Genomic DNA, 23,585 nt, shown 5'->3' with positions numbered 1-23,585 from the left:
TGAGAGGTGTTGATGGTGATACCACGAGCTTTTTCTTCTGGCGCGTTATCGATCTGATCGAAAGCACGTGCAGAACCGCCGTAGGTTTTAGCCAGAACGGTAGTGATTGCTGCAGTCAGGGTAGTTTTACCGTGGTCAACGTGGCCGATAGTACCAACGTTAACGTGCGGTTTGTTACGTTCAAATTTTTCTTTAGACACGGCTATATTCCTTACTCTTATGCTCTCCCCTCAAGGAGAGAGCATGGGATCATTGTTTTAAAACCTGGGCTTATTTACCACGGGCTTCGATTACGGCCTGAGCAACGTTGTTCGGCGCATCATCATACTTCAGGAACTCCATGGAGTAAGAAGCACGACCTTTGGTCAGAGAACGCAATTGAGTTGCGTACCCGAACATTTCAGACAACGGAACTTCAGCGTGAATCTGAACGCCGGTAGCGTTGGATTCTTGACCTTTCAGTTGACCACGACGACGGCTAAGGTCACCGATAACGTCACCAGTGTTCTCTTCTGGCGTTTCAACTTCAACCTTCATGATAGGCTCAAGCAGAACGGGTTTCGCTTTCTTAAAGCCATCTTTGAAGGCGATAGAAGCTGCCAGTTTAAACGCCAATTCGGAGGAGTCAACGTCATGGTAAGAACCGAAGTGCAGACGCACACCGAGATCAACAACCGGATAGCCAGCCAGCGGACCTGCTTTCAGCTGCTCCTGGAGACCTTTGTCAACGGCAGGGATGTATTCAGTTGGAATCACACCGCCTTTAATGTCGTTGACGAACTCGTAGCCTTTCGGATTCGAGCCCGGCTCCAGTGGGTACATGTCGATCACAACGTGACCATACTGACCACGACCACCAGACTGCTTGGCGTGTTTACCTTCGATATCGGTAACCTTGGAGCGAATCGCTTCGCGGTAAGCAACCTGAGGTTTACCGACGTTCGCTTCAACGTTGAATTCACGCTTCATACGGTCAACGATGATGTCGAGGTGCAGTTCACCCATACCAGCGATGATGGTCTGGTTAGATTCTTCATCAGTCCATACGCGGAATGACGGGTCTTCTTTAGCCAGACGGCCCAGAGCCAGACCCATTTTTTCCTGGTCAGCTTTGGTTTTCGGTTCAACGGCGATGGAAATTACCGGTTCAGGGAATTCCATACGCTCCAGAATGATCACGTTGTCCGGATCACAGATGGTGTCACCTGTAGTCACGTCTTTCAGGCCGATTGCCGCAGCAATGTCGCCCGCGCGAACTTCTTTGATCTCTTCACGTTTGTTAGCGTGCATCTGAACGATACGGCCAAAACGCTCACGAGCCGACTTCACCGGGTTGTATACGGTATCACCGGAGTTAACCACACCAGAATACACGCGGAAGAAGGTCAGGTTACCGACGAACGGGTCAGTAGCGATTTTGAACGCCAGTGCAGCGAACGGCTCGCTATCGTCTGCGTGACGCTCGGCTGGAGTATCTTTACCGTCGTCCAGCATACCGTTGATTGCCGGTACGTCTGTTGGCGCTGGCAGGTAATCGATTACCGCATCCAGCATCGCCTGTACGCCTTTGTTCTTGAACGCAGAACCACAGGTAACCAGAATGATTTCGTTGTTCAGCACGCGCTGACGCAGAGCTTGCTTGATTTCTGCCTCGGTCAGCTCTTCGCCGCCCAGGTATTTTTCCATCAGCTCTTCTGAAGCTTCGGCAGCAGATTCAACCAGATTCTGGTGCCATTCTTCAGCCAGTTCCTGCATGTCAGCCGGGATATCTTCGTATTCGAAGGTCACGCCTGCATCGGCTTCGTTCCAGTTGATGGCTTTCATCTTCACCAGGTCAACAACACCGGTGAATTTCTCTTCTGCGCCGATAGCCAGCTGCAGAGGAACCGGGTTTGCACCCAGGCGAGATTTGATCTGGCCTACAACTTTCAGGAAGTTCGCGCCCATGCGGTCCATTTTGTTAACGAACGCGATGCGTGGAACTTTGTATTTGTTAGCCTGACGCCATACGGTTTCAGACTGTGGCTGAACACCACCAACAGCACAGTAAACCATTACCGCGCCATCAAGCACACGCATGGAACGTTCAACTTCGATGGTGAAGTCAACGTGCCCTGGGGTGTCGATGATGTTTACGCGATGCGGTTCATACTGCTTGGCCATACCTGACCAGAATGCAGTAGTTGCAGCGGAGGTAATGGTAATACCACGCTCCTGCTCCTGCTCCATCCAGTCCATGGTAGCTGCGCCGTCATGAACTTCACCGATTTTGTGGTTTACACCGGTGTAGAACAGAATACGTTCGGTAGTGGTGGTTTTACCGGCGTCGATGTGTGCGCTGATACCGATATTACGGTAGCGCTCAATGGGTGTTGTACGAGCCATTTGATTCCTCTATTCCTAGGGCGTTCATTCAGTTAACCCAAGCGGGCTGGCTTCTTGAAGCGCCCGCTTGGTTAGCATAACTACTGCGTGGCAATTACCAGCGGTAGTGGGCGAACGCCTTGTTGGCTTCGGCCATACGGTGAACGTCTTCACGCTTCTTAACAGCAGAACCTTTGTTCTCTGCTGCGTCAGACAGCTCGTTCGCCAGGCGCAGAGCCATGGATTTATCACCGCGTTTACGAGCAGCATCAACGATCCAGCGCATTGCCAGGGCATTACGACGAACCGGACGAACTTCAACTGGTACCTGATAAGTAGAACCACCAACGCGGCGAGACTTGACTTCGACAGTCGGGCGCACGTTGTCCAGAGCTACTTCGAAAGCTTCCAGGTGATCTTTACCAGAACGCTGAGCCAGGGTCTCCAGCGCGGTATAGACGATTGCTTCAGCAGTAGATTTTTTACCATCTACCATCAGGATATTTACAAATTTGGCCAGCAGCTCGGATCCGAACTTAGGATCCGGCAAAATTTTACGTTGACCAATGACGCGACGACGTGGCATGGAAATACTCCGTTGTTAATTCAGGATTGTCCAAAACTCTACGAGTTTATTTTGACATTAAAGTGAAAATGTTTGGCCTTACTTAACGGAGAACCATTAAGCCTTTGGCTTCTTCACGCCGTACTTGGAACGAGCTTGCTTACGGTCTTTAACACCGGAGCAGTCAAGTGCGCCGCGAACGGTGTGGTAACGCACACCTGGCAGGTCTTTTACACGACCGCCGCGGATCAGGATCACGGAGTGTTCCTGCAGGTTGTGACCTTCACCACCGATGTAGGAAGTCACTTCGAAACCGTTAGTCAAACGCACACGGCATACTTTACGCAGTGCGGAGTTTGGTTTTTTCGGGGTGGTGGTATATACGCGGGTACATACACCACGTTTTTGCGGGCAGGCTTCCAGCGCTGGAACGTTGCTTTTAGCAGCCTTCACAGAGCGTGGTTTGCGTACCAGCTGGTTAATCGTTGCCATTCAAAAAGCTCCTGGTTTGTGCTTCGTTTCTTGCTTCGTAAACATGTGATAAATCCCCCCGCATGCACTACTGGCAAAATACGAGGACGCAGAATTTTATGGCTGAGTGATTAAGGTGTCAAGAAATATACAACATCAGCATTATCACCACGCCATTTGGCTATGGTGTTTTTCGGTTAATTCAACGAATTGATTATAGCCGATGACGGTGATGCTGTGTGAAATATAACCAGACAGACCGCGAGCGCTCAGGTCATCTTCCAGCGCATACAGGGATATGGGGGCGTTCAGCAGTAAATCAAGCGGCGCACTGCCGGCCAGCGCGGCCAGCACGCCGTCCTGCAGCAGCAGCAGCGCGTCGCCCGGGGCAGCCAGGCGCAGCAGTGCAGGCAGATCGCATTGTAGCGGGGAGCGGCTCAGGGTAAACAGCATGGCTAATTCCTAAAATGTCAGTACCACATCGTAGTCGGCGAGCCGCTGGCGCAGCACGTCCGGCGCCAACACCTCGGCGTCCAGCACGCCGCCATCGATCTGCGTAAAGCCGCGCTGTTGCAGTGACGCGGCGCACAGATAGCAGCGATCGACATCGTACAGGGGCAATACACCGAAGGTGGCAATATAATTTCGCGCAAGGATCTTTTCCGGCTGTTGGCCGGGCAGCAGTTGCAGCACCCCGTCGCCGACAAAGAACACGCCCAGCTCCTCGCTCAGCGCGGAGGTCGCCAATAGGGCATCCAGTCCTTCGCGACCGGCGGCACTGCCGTGTGGCCCCTGGGTGAAAACAAACGCGACTCTTTTCATGATGATCTCTTAAAACTGCACGGTGCGGTCGCAGCTCAGTGTCGCTTCCGCCAGCGCACCCAGCCCGCTGAGAGTGAATCCCGGCTGCAGGTTGGCGGCCGGCAACCCTTGCTGCTGCGCTTCCTGTTGGTCAGTAACGCCTCGGCGCAGCGCAGCCGCCACGCAGACGTTCAGCGCAATAGCGTGCTGCTGCGCCAGCGCAGCCCACGCACGCACCAGATCGAACTCGTCGCTGGCCGGCGATGTCAGCTGATTGGCATTCAGCACACCTTCGCGATAAAAGAACACGCTGGTCAGTTGATGCCCCGCCGCCAATAACGACTGAGCGAACAGATACGCGCTGCTGGCCTGTTGCGTGCCATACGCCGGGCCGGTGACCACCAGGCAATAACTCAGGCTCAACGTTCGCTTCCCAGCAGATCGCCGCTTTTGAACTGGCGAATATACAGATAGACGGTGTGTTTGGAGATATTCAGCCGCTCAGCCACCTGATTGATGGCGTCCTTGATATCGAAAATCCCCTTTTCATACAGGTTCAGCACCACCTGACGATTTTTGGCGTTGTTGGATACGTTACGGTCGGCATTCACCTCTTCAATGGTGAATTCCAGCGTTTGCGCCACCAAATCGTCAACGGACGAGGCGAAGTTAACCGAAGAAGGCACTTCCTGCGTTTCCGGCGGCATAAAGGTTTGCATGATCTGTGAGAACGGCACATCCAGGTTCATATTGATGCACAACAACCCGATGACCCGCTGTTCACGATTACGAATGGCGATGGTCACCGACTTCATCAGCACGCCGCTTTTGGCACGGGTAAAGTACGCTCTGGACACGCTGCTGTCGTCGCCGGCCATATCGTGCAGCATACGCAGTGCCAGATCGGTAATCGGCGAGCCTATCTGACGCCCGGTATGTTCACCGTTGGCAATCCGCACCGCGGAGCATTTCAGATCCTCCAGCGAGTGCAGTACGATTTCGCAGTGACCGCCGATCAGCATCGCCAGTCCGTCGACCACGGCTTCATAAGACTTCAGGATTTCATGGTCCGTTTGGCTAAACGGACGTTCATTCAGCAAATCGAGTTCGCTGGCTTCGCTGGATAAAAGCGAATTAGACATCGAAGATACCACCCTCATAGATCGCCTGTGCCAGGGGGCGCAGCTAAAACGGCTCTTGGCGGCCGGGAACGGTTTTAGATACACGCCCTAAGGGGCAGGCGTATGACTCATTAGTCAGAACCCAGGTTTGGCGATATGGCCAAAACCAAGCCCTGGCATTTACGCGTGGTATTGACGTTAAGCCGATGCCCGGCAGGCGTCAAGTAATCCGTAAGGAGAGGGGAGAAAAGTTGCGTTGCAGATCAGGCTGACGGAGCTGAAATAAAAACCGCCGCGATAAACGCGGCGGTGATGCATCGGCAAGGCTTATTTTGCTTTGCTGCCTGCGGCTTCCGCTGGCTTTTCAGCTTTGGCATCGGCTTTTGGCGCCGCTTTCACGTCCAGCAGCTCAACGTCAAACACCAGGGTCGAGTTGGCCGGGATGCCAGGAACGCCGGTTTTACCGTAGGCCAGCGCCGGTGGGATAACCAGCTTGATCTTGCCGCCCTTCTTGATGTGTTTCAGGCCTTCGGTCCAGCCCGGGATCACGCCGTCCAGACGGAACGACAGCGGTTCGCCGCGCGTGTAGGAGTTGTCAAACTCGGTGCCGTCGGTCAGGGTACCCTTGTAGTTCACCACCACGGTGTCGCTGTCCTTCGGCGCTTCACCGGCACCTGGTTTTTCTACCTGGTACAGCAGACCTGATTCGGTTTTCTTCACGCCTTTTTCTTTGGCGAAGGTATCACGATATTTGGCGCCTTTCGCTTCGTTGTCTTTGGCATCCTGCTCCATCTTCGCCTGAGCGGAAGACTTCACGCGTGCTTCAAAGCCCTGCAGGGTCTTTTCGATATCGGCATCGTTCAGCTTGCTCTTGTTGGCAAAAGCGTCCTGAACACCGGCGATCAGCTGATCCTTGTCCAGTTTGATGCCCAGTTTTTCTTGCTCTTTCAGCGAGTTGTCCATGTAACGGCCCAAAGACGCACCCAGTGCGTAAGCCGCTTGTTCGTCATCGTTCTTGAACTTGCCGGTGCTTGGCGCTGCCGCTGCATCAGCCGCTTTGGCGGCCTCGGCCGGTTTCGCTGCATCGGCGGCCATAACCTGAGTCGTATTCAGAGCAAAAGCCATGGTGGTTGCCAGAAGCGTGACTTTAAACAAAGATTTCATCCATTTCTCCAGTGTCTGAAGCGGTGCCCCAAACAATCATTAGGTAAGATAACCGGGCTACTATAGCTGGCTGAAACAAAACAAAACAGTCGCACAGGTAACCAATCGAGTCAAAGTGTGACTCCGTATCCCGAGAGAAGTTTCCTCTGATTTATTACCCGCATGATAAATCAGACTTTTCTGTGCCAATGACGCCATATTGACGTAAAAAAGCCGCCCCTTGCGCGCTTTTTTACCGACTTTTACACCGGGTTCCGAACTTTTCGGCTATACCCTAGGCTGAATGCGTCCAAATAGCACAGCGCAAAGCCCGCGCCACCTGTTACCATAACGCCAGCAATCGGGATTTAACAGTGTCAGAGGTAGTATTATGCACAACGTCGACAATCAGGGCCTGCTACAGCGGCTGGAGGAACTGGAAAGCCGTCAGGCGTTCCAGGAATTGACAATTGAAGAACTGAATCAAACAGTTGTCCAACATCAGCTTGAATTATTAAAACTGCGGGAACACCTGCATATGTTGACCGACAAACTGCGTGCCACGCAAACCTCGATGATCGCCTCGCAATCGGAAGAGACGCCGCCACCGCACTATTGACCGGCCAACGCGCTGCGCCAATAAAAAAGGCCGCCGAGGCGACCTTTTTCTGGCAGTAGACTGCGCTTAGTGGCAACCGCAACCACCGTTGCCGCAACCGCCTTTCTTGCCATGATCGTGAGCATGGTCATGATCGTGACCGCCGCAGCAGCCGTCACCGTGTTCGTGATGATGATCGTGCTCACCGTGAACGTGGCCATGAGCCAGTTCTTCAGCGGTTGCTTCACGAATGGCCACGACTTCGACATTGAAGTTGAGGTTCTGACCAGCCAGCATGTGGTTACCGTCAACCACCACGTGGTCACCGTCCACTTCGGTGATTTCTACCGGTACCGGCCCCTGATCGGTGTCAGCCAGGAAACGCATGCCAACCTGCAGTTCGTCAACGCCCATGAATACATCTTTTGGTACGCGCTGAACCAGGTTTTCGTCATAGTTGCCGTATGCGTCGTTAGCGCCAACGTGAACGTCGAAACGATCGCCCACCGCGTGGCCTTCAAGCGCTTTTTCCAGACCTGCGATCAGAGAGCCATGCCCGTGCAGATAGTCCAGCGGTGCACTCACCGGAGACTCATCAACCAAAACACCATCTTCTGTACGTACTTGGTAAGCCAGGCTGACCACCGAGTCTTTTGCTACTTTCATGATATCTCCTACCGTTGGATACTTTAAGCTGCCCCCTTGTGGCACCTTAGTACCGTACGGACACAACCTATACCGTGCAGATTGTAACGGAAATCTGCATCGCTGTACCCTTCAGCATAAAAAATCGCGGCAAATAACGCTACTCCGGGTGGAAAATCCCGATGACCTGCTCCTGCGGACGCACGTGCTTTTCCACCTGTTGTTCGGTCTGGCGCTGGTGATGACCGCACTTGACGCACTCCACCACTTCAACCCGATCTTCGCGCCAAACGGCCAGCGTATCCATCGCGCTACAGCTCGGGCAGACCGCCCCGGCGATAAACCGCTTACGTGTTGCAGACATGCTCTTGCTCCTATTCATATTCATCCCAGCCGTCAAACTGGCGACTCTCTTTTTGCATTTCGCGATGGAACAGCTCTTCCAGCTCGCGCCGCGCCTCTTTGACGCGTGAGATTTGCGCCACGTCGCCCTGATGCGGCGGCATCAGCTCACGCAGCATACGCATATCCAGCCGGCGGAAGTGCTGCTGAGCGCGAAACGCCTGATGCGGATGCATACCAAGCGTCATCAGCGCCTTGCGCCCCAGTTCCAGCGCGCTGGAGAACGTCTCGCGGCTGAAATACTGTACCCCGGCCTGCAACAGCTCGTGCGCCTCCACCCTGCCCCGCGCCCGCGCCAAAATGGCCAGATTGGGAAAATGCTGCTGGCACAGGTGAACGATCGCCAGGGTATCTTCCGGCTCGTTACAGGTGATGACGATCGACTTGGCTTTTTCGGCACCGGCGGCGCGCAGCAGTTCCAGCTCGGTGGCATCACCGTAATACACCTTGTAGCCATAGCGGCGCAACACGCCGACCGCACTGACGTCGCGTTCCAGCACCGTGATACGCATTTTGTTGGCCATCAGCAGACGGCCAATCACCTGGCCGAAGCGGCCAAAACCGACGATGATCACCTGCGGATCGTCATCTTCGACGTACGGTGTTTCCTCGTCTTCGTCTTTGGCGTTATAGCGGCGCGCCAGCATGCGATCGATGATCTGCATCAGCAGCGGCGTGGTCATCATCGACAGCGTCACGATAACCAATAACAAGGCCAGTTGGTCGCTTTTCAACAGTTTTTGCGACGCCGCCGCCGAAAACAGCACGAAGGCGAATTCGCCGCCCTGACTCAGCACGCCAGCGAACTGCAGGCGCACCGAGCGCCGCAGGCCGAAAATGCGCGCCAGCGTATACAACACGCCGGACTTGATGGTCACCAGCAGCAGCACGCCGATCAGCACTTCCGCCAGATGGGTATACAACACGCCGATATTCAGCGCCATGCCCACCGAGATAAAGAACAGCCCCAGCAGCAGCCCCTTGAACGGTTCGATGGCGATTTCCAGCTCGTGACGATACTCGCTTTCCGCCAGCAATACGCCGGCGATAAAGGTGCCCAACGCCATCGACAGCCCAAGCGCATCCATAAACAGCGCCGCCCCCAGCACCACCAATAACGCGGCGGCGGTAAAGATTTCACGCACGCCGGACGCGGCGATATAGCGGAACAGCGGCCGCAACAGGAAACGGCCGCCAACCAGCATGCCGCCGAATGCCGCTACCTTATAGCCAATCTCCGCCCAGTCGTCGCTGGTGCCGGCGCCGCCGGCCAAAATCGGGATCAGCGCCAATGCCGGGATCACCGCCATATCCTGAAACAGCAACACCGAGAAGCCGAGCTGGCCCCCTTCGTTGCGGTTCATGCCCTTTTCGCGCATCAGTTGCAGCGCCATGGCGGTGGATGACATCGCCAGCCCAATGCCGCCAATCACCGCCGCCTGCCAGGCAAACTGGGTCAGATACAGCAGCACGCCCAGCACCGCCGCGGTGAGCACCACCTGACCGGCACCGACGCCGAAGATCGAGCGGCGCAGTTCCCATAGCTTGGAGGGGTTCAGCTCCAGGCCAATGATAAACATCAAAAACACTACGCCCAGTTCGGAAAAGTGCAGAATTTCCTCTACGTCGCGGATAAACCCCAGCCCCCAGGGGCCGATGGCGATGCCGGCGAACAGGTACCCCAGCACCGCACCGATCCCCAGACGCCGAGCGATCGGTACCGTCACCACGGCGGAGAACAGGAACAGCAGTACGGCGGTCAGTAAGGTTGAACTTTCCATGTTTATCGCCCTCGTTGCGGCAGCGGGTTTTGCAGCCAGTCGCCATAGGCGTCGGCGTGACCGGCCAGCACCTCCGGCTTTTGGCGGCGCGCCCAGTAAACGATAATCGGCGACAGCCAATGCATATGACACATGCCGGCGGTCAGCTCAAACGGACGCAGAATGTCTTCCATCGGATAACGGTTGTAACCGCCGGTACGGTACGCGCCTTCCGGTTCGCCGGTGGTGATCACCGAACGCCAATACTTGCCCGCCAGCGCATTGCCGCCAACGCCGCTGGCAAAACCACGCGACAGCACGCGGTCGAGCCACTCTTTCAGCAGCGCCGGGCAGCTGTAGGTATATAAAGGATGTTGGAAGACGATGATCTGATGCTCGCGCAGCAACTGTTGCTCATGGTGAATATCAATAAAAAAATCAGGATAGTGCGCGTATAAATCGTGCACGGTGACGTGGTCCATCTGCTGTGCCGGCTTGAGCAAAACCCGGTTGGCGACCGAGTCATGAGATTCCGGATGGGCATACAGCAGCAAAACCTTGGGCGGCTGCGACATCATTCCCCTCCAAAGCGTCGTCAGGGTAGCGGTTTTCCGTTACCATGCAGCGCAAAGTTTAAAACAGCACGCGTACTGCGGTCTGTTACATTAAAGATAATTTAACATACTCTGAACAAACGGCGCTTTATGATTGTATTCTCCTCGCTACAAATTCGACGCGGTACCCGTGTCTTGCTGGACAACGCCACGGCGACGGTTAATCCAGGTCAAAAGGTCGGCCTGGTGGGCAAAAACGGCTGCGGCAAGTCTACGCTGCTGGCGCTGCTGAAGGGCGAAATCGCCGCAGACGGCGGCAGTTACAGCTTTCCGAGCAACTGGGCGCTGGCCTGGGTCAACCAGGAAACGCCGGCGCTCGACGTGCCGGCACTGGAGTATGTCATCGATGGCGATCGCGAGTTCCGCCAGCTCGAAGCCGAGCTGCAACAGGCCAACGATCGCAATGACGGCAACGCCATCGCCACGCTGCACGGCAAGCTGGACGCCATCGACGCCTGGACGGTGCGCGCCCGCGCCTCCAGCCTGTTGCATGGACTGGGCTTTTCCAATGAACAGCTGCAAAAGCCGGTGCGCGCCTTTTCCGGCGGCTGGCGGATGCGTCTCAACCTGGCACAGGCGCTGCTCTGCCGTTCCGACCTGCTGCTGCTCGACGAACCCACCAACCACCTGGATCTGGACGCGGTGATCTGGCTGGAACGCTGGCTGAAAGGCTACGCGGGTACGCTGGTGCTGATCTCGCATGACCGAGACTTCCTTGACCCGATCGTTGACAAGATCCTGCATATCGAACAGCAAACCATCAACGAATACACCGGCAATTACTCCTCGTTCGAACGCCAGCGTTCGACCAAGTTGGCGCAGCAGCAGTCGATGTATCAGCATCAGCAGGAGAAGGTGGCGCATCTGCAGAGCTTTATCGATCGCTTTAAAGCCAAGGCGTCCAAGGCCAAACAGGCGCAAAGCCGCATCAAGATGCTGGAACGGATGGAGCTGATCGCCCCGGCGCACGTCGATAACCCGTTCAGCTTCAGCTTCCGCGAGCCGGAAAGCCTGCCGAACCCGCTGCTGCGTATGGAAAAGGTCAGCGCCGGCTATGGCGATAACATCATTTTGCAATCCATCAAGCTGAATCTGGTGCCCGGCTCACGCATCGGCCTGCTGGGGCGCAACGGCGCCGGCAAATCAACGCTGATCAAACTGCTGGCCGGTACGCTGGATCCGCTGAGCGGTGAAATCGGTCTGGCAAAGGGCATCAAGCTCGGTTATTTCGCACAGCATCAGTTGGAGTTTTTACGCGCCGACGAATCGCCATTGCAGCACCTGAGCCGCATCGCGCCACGAGTGCTGGAACAACAACTGCGTGACTATCTGGGTGGCTTCGGCTTCCAGGGCGATAAGGTCACCGAACAAACCGAACGCTTCTCGGGCGGTGAAAAAGCACGCCTGGTGCTGGCGCTGATCGTCTGGCAGCGTCCTAACCTGCTGCTGCTTGATGAACCGACCAACCACCTGGATCTGGACATGCGCCAGGCGCTGACCGAAGCGCTAATCGATTTCGAGGGTGCGTTGGTGGTGGTGTCGCACGACCGACACCTGCTACGCTCCACCACCGACGATCTGTATCTGGTGCATGACGGCCAGGTCGAACCGTTCGAAGGCGATCTGGACGATTACCAGCAGTGGCTGAGCGACTTACAAAAACAGCAGGCGCAGCAGGACGCGGCACCGAAACAGGACAGCGGCAACAGCGCGCAAGCGCGTAAAGATCAAAAGCGTCGCGAAGCCGAGTTCCGCAGCCAGACTCAACCGCTGCGCAAACAAATCGCCAAACTGGAACAGCAGATGGACAAGCTGGCAGCCGAACTGGCCGCGACAGAGGAAAAGCTGGCGGACTCCACGCTGTACGACATCAGCCGCAAGGCCGAACTGACCGAATGCCTGCAACAGCAAAGCCAGGCCAAAAGCGCGTTGGAAGCAACGGAACTGACCTGGCTGGATGCCCAGGAGCAGTTGGAACAGCTGACCCAGGCGTTTGAATCAGAGAGTTGACGGTGGCGGTTGCGACGCATGCGCCAGCAACCGCGCCGCAGCCTACACAGGCGGTGCTACCCTTTATAAAACGGCTTATCGCCCAGTACCGTCGCGCGGTGCATAATGCGCCGCTGCGGCAGATAGTCGGCGTTGGCATAGTGCTGCGTCACGCGATTATCCCAAATGGCGATGTCGTTTTCCTGCCAGCGCCAACGCACCTGGAACTCCGGTTTGGTAATATGGGCAAACAAAAAGCCGAGTAACGCGTCGCTTTCCTTTGGTGACAAGTCAACGATGCGCGTGGTAAACCCTTCGTTGACGAACAGCGCCTGCTTGCCGCTGACCGGATGGGTACGCACCACCGGGTGCAGCAACGGCGGATTGTTCTGCACCGCCTGTCGCCAGCGCTGGTGCTGTTCTTCACTGCCACGATGCTTGTACTCCGGAAAGGATTTGGTGAAGTCATGCTCGGCCCGCAACCCGCTCAACAACTGTTTGAACGGCGTCGACAACGCGTCAAAGGCGGCAATACCGCTGGCCCATAGCGTATCACCGCCGGTGCTCGGCAGGCGTTTGGCGGCCAGAATCGCCCCCAGCGGGGGATTGTCGATAAACGTCACGTCGGTATGCCAGTTGTCATTGTCCGGCGGATTGTTGTCATCGGTATCCAGTACGATGATCTCCTCCACGTCACTGGCGTGCGGATAGACGGGATGAATGTGCAGATCGCCAAAGCGCCCGGCCAAATCACGCTGTTGCAGCGGCGTGATCGGCTGATTGCGGAAGAACAGCACCTGATGCTTCAGCAACGCGTGATAAAGCTGCTCGAACTGGCCATCGCCAAGCGGTCGCGCCAACGTGACGTTTTCCACCAAAGCACCGATATGCGGCCCCAACGGGGTAATCACCAAACGTTCGTTCATTGTTGTACTCCATGCCACGGGGTTAATCGGCGCTGCAAGGCGCGTAGCCCCAGCTCCAGCCCAAATGCAATAATCGCAATCACGCTGATGCCGGCGATCACCACATCGGTCGCCAGAAACTCACCGGCAGATTGCACCATAAAACCCAGCCCGCGCGTGGCGGCGATCAATTCGGCGGCCACCAGCGTAGACCACCCCACGCCGAGTCCGATGCGAATACCGGTCAGAATTTCCGGCAACGCATTCGGCAGCACCACGAAACGCAGCACTTGCCAACGATTGGCCCCCAAGGCACGGGCAGCACGCAATCGAACCTGTGCCACGCTGCGCACCCCGGCCACGGTAGACAACGTCACCGGCGCAAAGATTGCCAGGTAAATCAACAGGATTTTTGATGTTTCCCCGATGCCGAACCAGATCACCATCAGCGGCAGGTAGGCTAACGGCGGTACCGGACGATAAATTTCTATCAGCGGGTCGAGAATACCGCGCACCGTGTCATTCAACCCCATGGCGATACCAACCGGAACGCCGATCATCACCGCCGCCAGCAGCGCCAGCAGAATACGCCCCAGACTGGCCGCCAGATGCTGCCATAACGTGGCGTCCATAAACCCTTGCGGACTGGCGATAGTCAGCAATTGATGCAGCACCTGCTGTGGTGACGGCAGAAACAGCGGGCTGATCAATCCCAGCGCGGTGATCCCCCACCAGACCGCCAAGGTTACCAGTAAGGTGGCCGCACTCAGCCAGAGGTTGCGCGGCAGCGTGAGACGGCGGGCCGGCGCGCGCGCTGTCTGCCCGACGCTGGATTTCAAAATGGAATGCAGACTCATGACAGCGCCTCGCGTTCAAAGACCTTGCCGAGCACGTATTCGCGCCGGGCGATAAATTCCGGGTCGGACTTGATGGCGCGACAGGCTTCACCGGCGGCGTAGCGACGACCAAAATCCAGCGACAGCCGTTCAACCACCTGGCCAGGCCCCGGCGATAGCAGCAACAGCTCGCTGGCCAGGAATACCGCCTCTTCGATGTCATGGGTAATCAGCAGCACCTGCTTACCGGTATCGCGCCAAATGGTCAGCAACAGCTCCTGCATCTGCTCACGGGTAAAAGCATCCAGCGCGCCAAACGGCTCATCCAACAGTAACAGCCGCGGGTCGGCCGCCAGTGCACGAGCAATCCCCACCCGTTGGCGCATGCCGCCAGACAGTTGCCAGATAAAATGCTGCTCATAGCCGGCCAGTCCGACGCGTTGCAGCATCTGCTGCGCCACCGCGCGGCGCGACGCTTTGCCGACGCCGGCCAGTTGCAAGCCAAACTCGACGTTATCTACCACGTTGCGCCACGGCAGCAAGCCTTCATGCTGGAATACCACGCCCCGCTCGGCACCCGGGCCGTTAACCGGTTTTTCATCAAGCGTGATGCTGCCCGCTGAAGGCGCGATAAATCCGGCAATCAGGTTCAACAGCGTGGTCTTGCCGCAACCTGACGGCCCGAGCACCACCACCAGTTCCCCACTGGCAATCTGGAATGACACATCGCGCAGCGCGGGGCGTCCCTGATATTCGGCTGAAAGACCACTGACGTTTAACATGCCGACCTCCTTAAGGCTGCGGCGCAGCCTGCACCTGCTTGACGAAACGGTCGGTCACATAGGCGCTGTAATCGTTGTCGACCTGCGGGATTTTGCCCTGCTGCTTGAGGAAGAGCGCGGTATCATGGATCGCCTTTTCCACCGGCTGACCAAGCTGGCTGATTTGTTCGGCCACCGGCAGATAGCGATTACCCTTCACCAGTGGCGGGATCTGCGCTACCGGCACGCCGCTCAGGCGAGACAGGGTATTGAGATTGTTCTGGTCTTGCAGCCAGGCATCCGGCGCGGCCAGATAGGCCTGCTGCGCGCTGAGTGCGCTGGCGGCAAAGGCGGTGACCACCTCGGGATGCTGTTCGGCAAAATCCTTGCGCACCACCCACACGTCCAGCGTTGGCGATCCCCATTGCCCCACTTGCTCAGAATCGGCCAGTACCCTGCCCTGCTTGGCCAGCTCGCTGACTACCGGTGCCCAGACGTAAGCGCCGTCAATGTCGCCACGCTGCCAGGCGGCAGCGATCGCCGGCGGTTGCAGATTGAGGATCTTCACCTGTTCGGGCTTGATGTCCCAATGCCTGAGCGCAGCCAGCAGGCTGTAATGAGTGGTGGAAATAAACGGCACCGCAATACGCTTGCCAATCAGATCTTTTGGCGACTGGATGTCATTCTTGACCACCAGCGCTTCAGAATTTCCCAGTTGCGAGGCGATCAGGAATACTTCAATCGGCAGTTTCTGGCTAGCGGCAACCGCTAACGGGCTGGAGCCGATATTACCCATCTGCACGTCGCCAGACGCCAGGGCACGCAACACGCTGGAGCCGCTGTCGAACTTGCGCCAGTCGACCTGGGCGCCAGAGCGTTTGGCAAAGCTGTTTTCCGCCTGCGCGACCTTGGCAGGCTCCGCCGAGGTTTGATACGCCACGGTTACGTCCACCGCCTGCGCACTGGCCGCCGCCAGCGATAGCATCAGCAGCGCTGCGCCGCGTAAAGAAAAGAGTGTGCCCGCCATGATCCGCTCCGTTGATAAACTGCTATTCAGTTATCTGTAGTTTTATCCGAGCGTCAGCGGGCATTGAAGGAATAAAAAAATATTCTTTATTACTTATGGAACTATAAGCGTCGTCCATTGGCCGCCGGCGTCATGGCTGCGTCGGGCGGTTTCGATAAACGCCATGCCTTGCAATCCGCTTTCAATTCCCGGCAACAGCGGCGCGGCACCAGGCCCATGGCGCAAACGCTGCGCCGCCTCACGATAAATCTGGCCAAACCCTTCCAGATACCCTTCCGGGTGACCAGCCGGCACCCGTGCCAACGCGCGGTTTTCCGCATATTGAGAGGCTGCACCACGGGTCAAACAATACGCCGGTGCCGAATGGGGACGCATCCACAGCTGATTGGGGTTTTCCTGATTGAATTCCAGGCTGCCTGCGCTGCCGTAAATCCGCAACCGCAAGCCGTTCTCATGGCCACAGGCCACCTGGCTGGCCCACAAACGGCCGCGTGCGCCGTTGGCATAACGCATCTGCACCCGCACGTCATCATCCAGCCGACGGCCGGGAATAATGCTGCTCAGCTCGGCGCTGATGGTGACGGGCAGTTGACCGCAAACGAACTGCGCCAGTTGCCAGGCGTGAGTACCAACGTCGCCAATGCAGCCCGCCCCCGCCTTTTCCGGCTCGGCACGCCAGCCCGCCTGTTTGTTACCGCTTTGTTCCAGCGGCTGCGCCAGCCATTCCTGCAAATATTCTACCTCGACGAAGCGCAGCTCCCCCAGTTCCCCGGCCAGCACCCGACTGCGCGCTTCGCGGATCAGCGGGTAGGCGCTGTAATTATGGGTCAAGATCAGCTGTCGGCCGCTGCGACGCACGGTTTCAGCCAGTTGCAGCGCATCCTGGTACGAGGTGCACAACGGCTTATCGCAGATCACATCGATGCCGGCGGTGAGAAACGCCGTCGCCGCCGGCGCGTGCAGGTGGTTTGGCGTCACGATCGCCACCACCTGAATGCCGTCCTCGCGCGCCGCTTCCTGCTGCGCCATCTGCTGGAAATCACCATAGCAGCGCTGCGCATCCAGCTGTAGCGACGCTCCGGTGCGCCGACAATTGTCCCAGTCCGAGGAAAACGCGCCGGCCACCAGGATAAATTCGTCATCCATGCGTGCCGCCAAACGATGCACTGCGCCAATGAAAGCCCCTTCGCCGCCGCCGACCATACCCAAACGTAACCTCATTCCTTGCCCTCCAGTCCGAGCATGGTCCTTACCGCAGCGCGATCGCTGCTGCCGGCGGCGAAATCGTCGAACGCCCGTTCAGCCACCGGTATGATATGCCGGGCAATAAATGCCGCCCCTTCGCGTGCGCCCACCTCCGGCGCCTTCAGGCAGCATTCCCACTCCAGCGTCGCGGTACCGGGGAAATCGTACTGCGCCAGTTTGCTGAAAATGGCAGCGAAATCAATCTGGCCGTCCCCCAGCGAGCGGAAACGCCCCGGCCGCTCCAGCCACGGCTGATAACCGCCGTAAACGCCGCTACGCGCGCTCGGCCGGAACTCGGCGTCCTTGACGTGGAAGGCGCGAATGCGGTGGTGGTAGCGATCGATAAAACCAAGGTAATCCATCTGCTGCAAATGCAGATGACTCGGATCGTAAAGAATATGGCAGCGCGGATGGTTGCCGACCAAGCGCAGAAAACGCTCAAAGGTCACGCCGTCGTGCAGATCCTCCCCCGGATGCAGTTCGTAGCAAACGTCGACGCCGACCTGGTCAAACGCATCGAGGATTGGACGCCAGCGCTGCGCCAGTTGGCCGAACGCCTCCTCCAGCAACAACGCATTATGCGGCGGCCATGGATAAAAGTAGGGCCAGGCCAGCGCACCGGAAAACGTCACGTGCGCACTCAGGCCCAAGCGTTGCGAAGCCTGCGCCGCCAGCATCAGCTGATCGCAGGCCCACGCCTGGCGCGCACGCGGATTACCACGCACCGCCTCGGGCGCAAAGCCCTCGAACGCGGCATCATAGGCCGGATGCACCGCCACCAATTGGCCTTGCAGATGGGTCGACAGTTCGCTGATGCTCAGCCCATGCTGCGCCAAGCGTGCGCGTATCTGGTCGCAATAGGCCTGGCTGCGCGCCGCCTGTGCCAAATCAAAAATCGCCGCATCGCCGGTCGGCAGTTGCAGGCTGCGAAACCCCAGCCCCGCCGCCCATTGCGCCAGCCCATCCAGCGAATTGAACGGCGCCTGCGGACCGATAAACTGTGCCAGAAACACCCCCGGCCCGTTAATGGTTTTCATTGCTCACCCCCTAACATTACCGTGCTCTGACTGCGTACCGCCTGGTCCGCCGCCAGTACCACCCGCAGGCTGTTAATCGCATCGCGCCAATGGTCGTTGAGATCGCCACCCTGCCGGATCGCCTGCAGGAAAAACTGCTGTTCGCGGCGGCATAACGCCAGATGATCGGGCTCGTCCCGACAATCAATCCATTCGTCCGCGTCGGTGAACCGGTTATCGGCGTCAAGGGTCGCATGATGCACCCGCAGCGATTCGGTGCGGGTATGGGCATCGACATTGTCCGACGCTCCCATGGCTGCGGCCTGTCGCGCCACGATCGATACCGCGCCACGCGGGCCGATCACATCCTTGATAAAGAATGCCGTCTCGCTGATCATCGGCCCCCAGCCCGCCTCGTACCAGCCGACCGAACCGTCGGCAAAGCGCACCTGCAGCTGACCGTAGTTGTACATGTCCGCCGGCAGCGCATCGCTCAGCCGGGCGCCGATCGCGCTGACGCTGACCGGCTCCGCCTGTGTCATTTGGCACATCACGTCAAGGTAATGCACCCCGCAATCGACGATCGGCGACAGCGACTGCATCAGATTGCGATGCACATTCCACATCTGGCCATGGCTCTGCTGGTTAAGGTTCATGCGCATCACCAACGGTTTGCCCAGGCCGCGTGCCAGGGTGACAAAGCGCTGCCATGACGGGTGGTGGCGCAGAATGTACCCCACCACCACCTGCCGCCGCGCGGCGCGAGCGGCGGCAATGACCCTTTCGGCACCCGCCACGCTGGTGGCCAGCGGTTTTTCGATAAACAGGTGGCAACCGGCCGCCAACGCCTGCAATGCATAGGCTTCATGGGTGTCGGGGTAGGTCGTCAGACACACCGCATCCGGCCGGGTTTGCGCCAGCGCGCTGGCAAAATCGGCAAACAGCGCATAGCCGCCGCCCAGTTGCCGATTGAGCGCATGGCGCGAATCGCCACGCGCCACCAGTCCGCATATCGTCACGCCGTCCATCGCCTGGTAGGCCGCTGCATGCGACGCCCCCATGTTGCCGCAACCCACCACCAATACGCGCAAATCAGCCATCGTTGCTGTCTCCTTTTGGCGTTTCGCGGTAGTTGAAGGTGAAGAAGAACAGCAGCGCAATTACCAACGCGCCAATCGCCGGATACCACCAGAAACTTTGCCATTGCGGCAACGCAGCCGCCCCCTGCGCCGTCACCATACGGTTGAACAATGCGCCGCTGAGCTGCGAGCCGATCAACATGCCAAGGCCGTAGGTAAACAGCACCAGCAGGCTTTGCGCCTGCCCCTTGACCTTGTCGCCCGCCACTTTGTCGGTATAGATAAAACCGATGACGAAGAAAAAGTCATAACACATGCCGTGCAGGATAATGCCGAGGTAAATCATCCAGCGCAGCTCTTCGGTGATGCCAAGCGCAAACATCACGTAACGCAGGCACCATGACAGCATGCCGATCAACAGCATCATCTTGATGCCCAACCGAACGAACAGCAGCGGGATCAGCAGCATGAAGAACAGCTCGGACATTTGCCCCAGCGACATCACACCGCCGACGTTGCTAAAGCCGGTAGCCGCCACGAACGGCGCTGCATAGGCGTAATACGCCGCCAGCGGAATCGAGATCAGCGTGGCGCAGATGATAAACACCAGAAAATGGCGCTGCTTGAGCATCGCGAAAGCGTCAGCGCACAGCAGATCGCGCATCTGCACCGGTTTACCGCGCTCCGGTGCCGGGGTATGCGGCAAGGTGAAGCTGTAGATAGCCAATACCAGCGAAGCCACCGCCGCCAGGGTGAAAATGCCGGTACTGTCAGACAAACCGCTGGCGCCGACGATCAGCCCGGCCACAATCCACCCCAGCGTACCGAACGCCCGTACCACCGGGAAGGCCTTTTCGCTGTTGCTGAGACTGTAAAACGCCACGTTATTACTCAGCGCAATGGTCGGCATATAACACAGCATATAGCCGAAGATGACCCACAGCAGACCGCTTTGCTGATCGGCAAAAAAGCCCGGCATCCACCACAGCAACGCCGCGCCCACCAGATGCAGCAACCCCAGTACCTTTTGCGAGGCAAAGAAGCGATCCACCACCATGCCCAGAACGAACGGCGACAGAATCGAGGCAATCGGCCCGGTGGAATAAGCATCGCCGATGATCGCCGCCATGCCGTACTTGCCCATCACCACCCCGAGGGTGACGTACCACGCGCCCCAGACGAAGAATTGCAGGAACATCATCAGCGCCAGCCGCGGCACCACCCATTTGAATGTGACACTTTTGGCCCCCAGGGCCACGCTGTCGGTTTGCATAACTCCCCCATCGTTCTGTGTTGTTGTGGTTAACTGCTGTGTGTTTATCCGCTTTCAGGCAGAAAGGACGGCATGACCACGCCGCCGGGACGTTGTGCCTCGCCCTTCGCCTGCGCCAGATGCAATTCGCAAATCCGTCCCCCCCAGCGCAACAGCGCTCGACTAAGCGCCGAGGACTGCGCCGGCACCAATACCACCGCCGTATGGCCGCGATGATGTCGGTCGAGCATCCAGCCCAGCAGCTCCAGCGCCATCTCTTCGCGCTGGCAGCATCCCGGCCCCAGCATGCGTGACGCCGGATGGGCAACCGATGCCAGGTAGCCGCCGATAATGCCGTCCTGCTCCCACACGGCCGTGCGCCAATATCCACTGCCGTCGCCAAGCAAGAATTCGATATCCCGTCGCCGGGCGATGCCCAGCAGTTGACGCTCCAGCTGCATGATGGCGGGCAAATCCGCTGGCTGAGCCTGACGAACCCGAACGTGTGACGACGGCGAAAGGTCAAGACCCCGTGGCGGCACCGCGATCGCCATATCCTGATAGACCGCATACGGCGCAAAACCGGCGCGATGATAAAGCGCGTAAGAATCCAGATTCAGCGCGCTGGACAACAGCCGCTGCGGCAGCCCGCCCGCCAGCTCATCGCCCTTGTGCAATAGCTGCGCCGCAATGCCACGACCAAAATAGTCGGGATGGACGTTCATGATGCCCAGTCCAAGGTGTGTTTCGCGCGGATGAAAGAAGCAGGAGCCGCACAGCACGCCGCGTTGATCCTGCGCAACCCAGTGGTGGCCGGCATCCAGTTGTTGATACACATCGACAAACAGCCCGCAGCTTTCCGCCATGTCCGGGAAAATCGCCGCCATACCGTGCCGCTGGTACCAGGCATTGGTTGAATGGTGAATCAGTTGGGCAATCGCCAGGCGATCGCTGGGCTGCGCCAGGCGTAATTGAATTTGCATCGGCCACCTCGATACCGTCAGGAACCGGGCAAGATACTGCGAAATCGTCAAATGAAATCGATTTCATTCAAGCCATGAGCAAAATGTAATCGATTTCTTTTTTTCGGCAACCTGATTAAGCTGGTGATTGATGATGGCGAGTGAAATTTGCAAGCAACATCACAATGCTGGCGGTAAACCCGCTTTTTTAGCCACGTTACCGCATACTGGCGGTGGCAAATCAGCACAAGGAACAGCGATTCATGTCGATAGAAAAAGTGGCGAAAATCGCCGGCGTGTCGCCGGCGACGGTATCACGGGTGCTGAACGGCCAGCAGATCGTCAAACCAGCGACGCGCGATAGGGTATTGGCGGCCATCCGCGAATGCGATTACCAGCCCAACCTGCTGGCGCGCCAGTTACGCACCGCGCGCAGCCGCATGCTGCTGGTGTTGGTGTCCAACATTACCAACCCGTTCTGCTCATTGGTAGTGCGCGGTATCGAGGAAGAAGCCGAACGCCACGGCTACCATATTCTGCTGTGTAATTCCGAATCCAACCCGACGCGCGAATCGGCCTATCTCAAACTGTTGAGCGGGAAAGTGGTGGACGGGGTGATCACCATGGATGCCGTCAGCTGCCTGCCGGGACTGACGGCAATGATCGGTGACTTTCCGTGGGTACAGTGTGGCGAAGGAGATCCGGAGTTTCGCGCCTCGTCGGTGACCATAGACAACCACCAGGCGGCGTTTGCCGGCGTACGGCTGCTGGCGGACAAGGGGCGTCAACGCATCGCCTTGATTAACAGCGATATGCGCTATCTCTATTCGCAACAGCGTGAACAGGGCTATCTGCGGGCGCTGGCGGATTTTGGCCTGAGTTACCATCGGGTGGAATACGTTGACGGGCTGGAGTATGCCGCCGGTGCGCAGGCGATGAACCGCCTGCTGGCCGACGCGCAGCCGCCGGATGCGGTATTTGCCATTTCCGACGTGGTTGCCGGCGGGGCGATGAGCGCCTTGCATCAGCGCGGACTGCGTATCCCGCAAGACGTGGCGATCATCGGCTTTGACGGCGTGCCGTTCGGCGCTATCACCACGCCGCCGCTGTCGACCATCGAGCAGCCGATGCACCAGTTCGGCATTCGCAGCGTGCAACTGCTGTTGGCAAAAATCAAGGATCCGCAGTTGGCGCCCAGCAATGAAGTACTGGACTGGCGGCTGGTGGAGCGCGGCACCACCTGATTAGGCGGTAATTGATCCGCGCAGGAATATATTGGCATAGCCGCCGAGCAACGTACGCTCGCCCTGCAACTGGCAAAACAGCTCGCCACCGCGCGGCGAGATCTGCCGGGCATGCAATGCGCTACGGCCCAGCCTGGCGCTCCAGTACGGCATCAGACTGCAGTGGGCCGAGCCGGTCACCGGATCCTCGCCGCCATCCAGCGTAAAGTAGCGAGAAACGAAATCCACCTCGTCACCCGGTGCGGTGACGATCACCCCACGACCCACCGCCGCGATCAACGCCGGTATCGCCGGTTGCAGCGCCCTGACCTGCGCCTCATTGTCCAGTACCACCATTAGCGCATTGGCCTGCCACACCGCCTGCGGCTGCACGCCCAACAGCGCGGCCAGGCCTGCCGGCTCGGCGATCGGGTGCGGGGCGCGTGTCGGGAAGTCCAGAATCAGGCGTTGACCGTCCGCCGCGTCGCGTTTGACATACAGCTCTCCACTGGCGGAACGCAGGCGCACATCGTTCAGCCCCGGGTTCAGCACATTGAGCATCACATGCGCCGCCGCCAGCGTGCCATGGCCGCATAAGTCCACTTCGCGGTACGGCGTGAACCAGCGGATGGCGGCCATGTCGCCGTCCTGCCACACAAAGCTGGTTTCCGGCAGGTTCAATTCATTGGCGATCGCCTGCATTTGCACGGCGTCCGGTGGCGCTTTCAACACATATACGCCCGCCGGATTGCCGCGCAACCCCTGGCCAACAAAGGCGTCAACGTGGAAATAATCTTCGGTCATCT

26 protein-coding genes are annotated in these 23,585 nt (G+C 58.0%); 3 read left to right on the top strand and 23 right to left on the bottom strand.

Annotation, left to right across the window (positions count from 1 at the left end; all coding sequences use genetic code 11):
- The 9 genes from ACCC84_RS18565 to fkpA all read right to left on the bottom strand — a co-directional run.
- Positions 1-200 (bottom strand): GTP-binding protein (locus ACCC84_RS18565; RefSeq protein WP_371902157.1); only part of this gene is annotated, 200 nt, incomplete at its 3' end.
- A gap of 70 nt (positions 201-270) precedes the next feature.
- A complete protein-coding gene (gene fusA, locus ACCC84_RS18560) occupies positions 271-2,385 on the bottom strand; it encodes an elongation factor G (RefSeq protein ID WP_004956200.1) in 2,115 nt (704 codons plus the stop codon).
- Between the two features lie 94 nt (positions 2,386-2,479).
- A complete protein-coding gene (gene rpsG / locus ACCC84_RS18555) occupies positions 2,480-2,950 on the bottom strand; it encodes a 30S ribosomal protein S7 (protein ID WP_004956203.1) in 471 nt (156 codons plus the stop codon).
- A gap of 96 nt (positions 2,951-3,046) precedes the next feature.
- Complete coding sequence (rpsL, locus tag ACCC84_RS18550; protein ID WP_004930426.1) at positions 3,047-3,421, bottom strand: 30S ribosomal protein S12; 375 nt, start codon at positions 3,419-3,421, stop codon at positions 3,047-3,049.
- A gap of 144 nt (positions 3,422-3,565) precedes the next feature.
- Positions 3,566-3,853 (bottom strand): sulfurtransferase complex subunit TusB, encoded by a 288-nt coding sequence (tusB, locus tag ACCC84_RS18545; protein ID WP_004956209.1) that lies wholly within the window; start codon positions 3,851-3,853, stop codon positions 3,566-3,568.
- 9 nt (positions 3,854-3,862) lie between these two features.
- Positions 3,863-4,222, bottom strand: a complete 360-nt coding sequence (gene tusC / locus ACCC84_RS18540) for a sulfurtransferase complex subunit TusC (protein WP_004956211.1) — start codon at positions 4,220-4,222, stop codon at positions 3,863-3,865.
- 9 nt (positions 4,223-4,231) lie between these two features.
- A complete protein-coding gene (gene tusD, locus ACCC84_RS18535) occupies positions 4,232-4,618 on the bottom strand; it encodes a sulfurtransferase complex subunit TusD (RefSeq protein ID WP_039992453.1) in 387 nt (128 codons plus the stop codon).
- A gap of 2 nt (positions 4,619-4,620) precedes the next feature.
- Positions 4,621-5,343 (bottom strand): helix-turn-helix transcriptional regulator, encoded by a 723-nt coding sequence (locus tag ACCC84_RS18530; protein WP_004956215.1) that lies wholly within the window; start codon positions 5,341-5,343, stop codon positions 4,621-4,623.
- Between the two features lie 306 nt (positions 5,344-5,649).
- The gene (gene fkpA / locus ACCC84_RS18525; RefSeq protein WP_004956220.1) at positions 5,650-6,486 is read right to left on the bottom strand and encodes an FKBP-type peptidyl-prolyl cis-trans isomerase; all 837 of its coding nucleotides are present in this window, start codon (positions 6,484-6,486) and stop codon (positions 5,650-5,652) included.
- A 370-nt stretch (positions 6,487-6,856) separates the two neighbouring features.
- Here fkpA and ACCC84_RS18520 point away from each other — a divergent pair, with 370 nt between their 5' ends.
- Positions 6,857-7,084: a protein SlyX gene (locus tag ACCC84_RS18520; RefSeq protein ID WP_004956223.1), complete on the top strand. Its 228-nt coding sequence runs from the start codon at positions 6,857-6,859 to the stop codon at positions 7,082-7,084.
- 66 nt (positions 7,085-7,150) lie between these two features.
- On the opposite strand, the gene slyD is transcribed toward ACCC84_RS18520, so the two are convergent.
- The 4 genes from slyD to kefG form a co-directional block, all read right to left on the bottom strand.
- Positions 7,151-7,729, bottom strand: coding sequence for a peptidylprolyl isomerase (slyD, locus tag ACCC84_RS18515; RefSeq protein WP_371902156.1), 579 nt, complete (start codon positions 7,727-7,729; stop codon positions 7,151-7,153).
- Positions 7,730-7,868: 139 nt separating this feature from the next.
- Complete coding sequence (locus ACCC84_RS18510; protein ID WP_039991335.1) at positions 7,869-8,072, bottom strand: YheV family putative zinc ribbon protein; 204 nt, start codon at positions 8,070-8,072, stop codon at positions 7,869-7,871.
- Between the two features lie 10 nt (positions 8,073-8,082).
- Complete coding sequence (gene kefB, locus ACCC84_RS18505; RefSeq protein ID WP_004956231.1) at positions 8,083-9,891, bottom strand: glutathione-regulated potassium-efflux system protein KefB; 1,809 nt, start codon at positions 9,889-9,891, stop codon at positions 8,083-8,085.
- Between the two features lie 2 nt (positions 9,892-9,893).
- On the bottom strand, positions 9,894-10,445 hold the full coding sequence (gene kefG, locus ACCC84_RS18500) for a glutathione-regulated potassium-efflux system ancillary protein KefG (protein WP_039991337.1): 552 nt from the start codon (positions 10,443-10,445) through the stop codon (positions 9,894-9,896).
- 129 nt (positions 10,446-10,574) lie between these two features.
- On the opposite strand from kefG, the gene ACCC84_RS18495 reads away from it, so the two are divergent.
- Positions 10,575-12,494, top strand: coding sequence for an ABC transporter ATP-binding protein (locus ACCC84_RS18495; protein ID WP_004956234.1), 1,920 nt, complete (start codon positions 10,575-10,577; stop codon positions 12,492-12,494).
- A gap of 56 nt (positions 12,495-12,550) precedes the next feature.
- Here ACCC84_RS18495 and tauD read toward each other — a convergent pair whose 3' ends face one another.
- From tauD to ACCC84_RS18450, 9 genes are all read right to left on the bottom strand, one after another.
- Positions 12,551-13,399, bottom strand: coding sequence for a taurine dioxygenase (gene tauD / locus ACCC84_RS18490; RefSeq protein ID WP_004956236.1), 849 nt, complete (start codon positions 13,397-13,399; stop codon positions 12,551-12,553).
- Complete coding sequence (gene tauC / locus ACCC84_RS18485) at positions 13,396-14,235, bottom strand: taurine ABC transporter permease TauC (protein ID WP_004956238.1); 840 nt, start codon at positions 14,233-14,235, stop codon at positions 13,396-13,398. Before tauC ends, tauD begins: the two co-directional genes overlap by 4 nt.
- Positions 14,232-14,996, bottom strand: coding sequence for a taurine ABC transporter ATP-binding subunit (gene tauB, locus ACCC84_RS18480; RefSeq protein WP_198773719.1), 765 nt, complete (start codon positions 14,994-14,996; stop codon positions 14,232-14,234). Before tauB ends, tauC begins: the two co-directional genes overlap by 4 nt.
- 10 nt (positions 14,997-15,006) lie before the next feature.
- Positions 15,007-16,002 (bottom strand): taurine ABC transporter substrate-binding protein, encoded by a 996-nt coding sequence (tauA, locus tag ACCC84_RS18475; RefSeq protein ID WP_004956243.1) that lies wholly within the window; start codon positions 16,000-16,002, stop codon positions 15,007-15,009.
- Positions 16,003-16,095: 93 nt separating this feature from the next.
- Positions 16,096-17,223: a Gfo/Idh/MocA family protein gene (locus tag ACCC84_RS18470; RefSeq protein WP_004956246.1), complete on the bottom strand. Its 1,128-nt coding sequence runs from the start codon at positions 17,221-17,223 to the stop codon at positions 16,096-16,098.
- Positions 17,220-18,284 (bottom strand): sugar phosphate isomerase/epimerase family protein, encoded by a 1,065-nt coding sequence (locus ACCC84_RS18465; protein WP_371902155.1) that lies wholly within the window; start codon positions 18,282-18,284, stop codon positions 17,220-17,222. The genes ACCC84_RS18470 and ACCC84_RS18465 overlap by 4 nt, the downstream gene beginning before the upstream one ends.
- On the bottom strand, positions 18,281-19,363 hold the full coding sequence (locus ACCC84_RS18460) for a Gfo/Idh/MocA family protein (RefSeq protein ID WP_371902154.1): 1,083 nt from the start codon (positions 19,361-19,363) through the stop codon (positions 18,281-18,283). Before ACCC84_RS18460 ends, ACCC84_RS18465 begins: the two co-directional genes overlap by 4 nt.
- Positions 19,356-20,615: an MFS transporter gene (locus tag ACCC84_RS18455; RefSeq protein WP_004956253.1), complete on the bottom strand. Its 1,260-nt coding sequence runs from the start codon at positions 20,613-20,615 to the stop codon at positions 19,356-19,358. Before ACCC84_RS18455 ends, ACCC84_RS18460 begins: the two co-directional genes overlap by 8 nt.
- 44 nt (positions 20,616-20,659) lie before the next feature.
- Positions 20,660-21,577 carry a GNAT family N-acetyltransferase gene (locus ACCC84_RS18450; RefSeq protein ID WP_004956255.1) on the bottom strand — a complete coding sequence of 306 codons (918 nt, stop codon included), beginning with the start codon at positions 21,575-21,577 and terminating at the stop codon, positions 20,660-20,662.
- A 242-nt stretch (positions 21,578-21,819) separates the two neighbouring features.
- Between ACCC84_RS18450 and ACCC84_RS18445 the strand changes: the two genes are divergently transcribed.
- Positions 21,820-22,800, top strand: a complete 981-nt coding sequence (locus ACCC84_RS18445; protein WP_039991340.1) for a LacI family DNA-binding transcriptional regulator — start codon at positions 21,820-21,822, stop codon at positions 22,798-22,800.
- Here ACCC84_RS18445 and ACCC84_RS18440 read toward each other — a convergent pair whose 3' ends face one another.
- On the bottom strand, positions 22,801-23,583 hold the full coding sequence (locus ACCC84_RS18440; RefSeq protein WP_004956261.1) for a PhzF family phenazine biosynthesis protein: 783 nt from the start codon (positions 23,581-23,583) through the stop codon (positions 22,801-22,803).
- Positions 23,584-23,585: the final 2 nt, after the last annotated feature.

The sequence above is a fragment of the Serratia odorifera genome (genome assembly GCF_041448735.1).
Classification (GTDB): domain Bacteria; phylum Pseudomonadota; class Gammaproteobacteria; order Enterobacterales; family Enterobacteriaceae; genus Serratia_F; species Serratia_F odorifera.
Note: the sequence above shows the minus strand (reverse complement) of the source record. Positions and strands in the feature narration are given on the sequence as shown.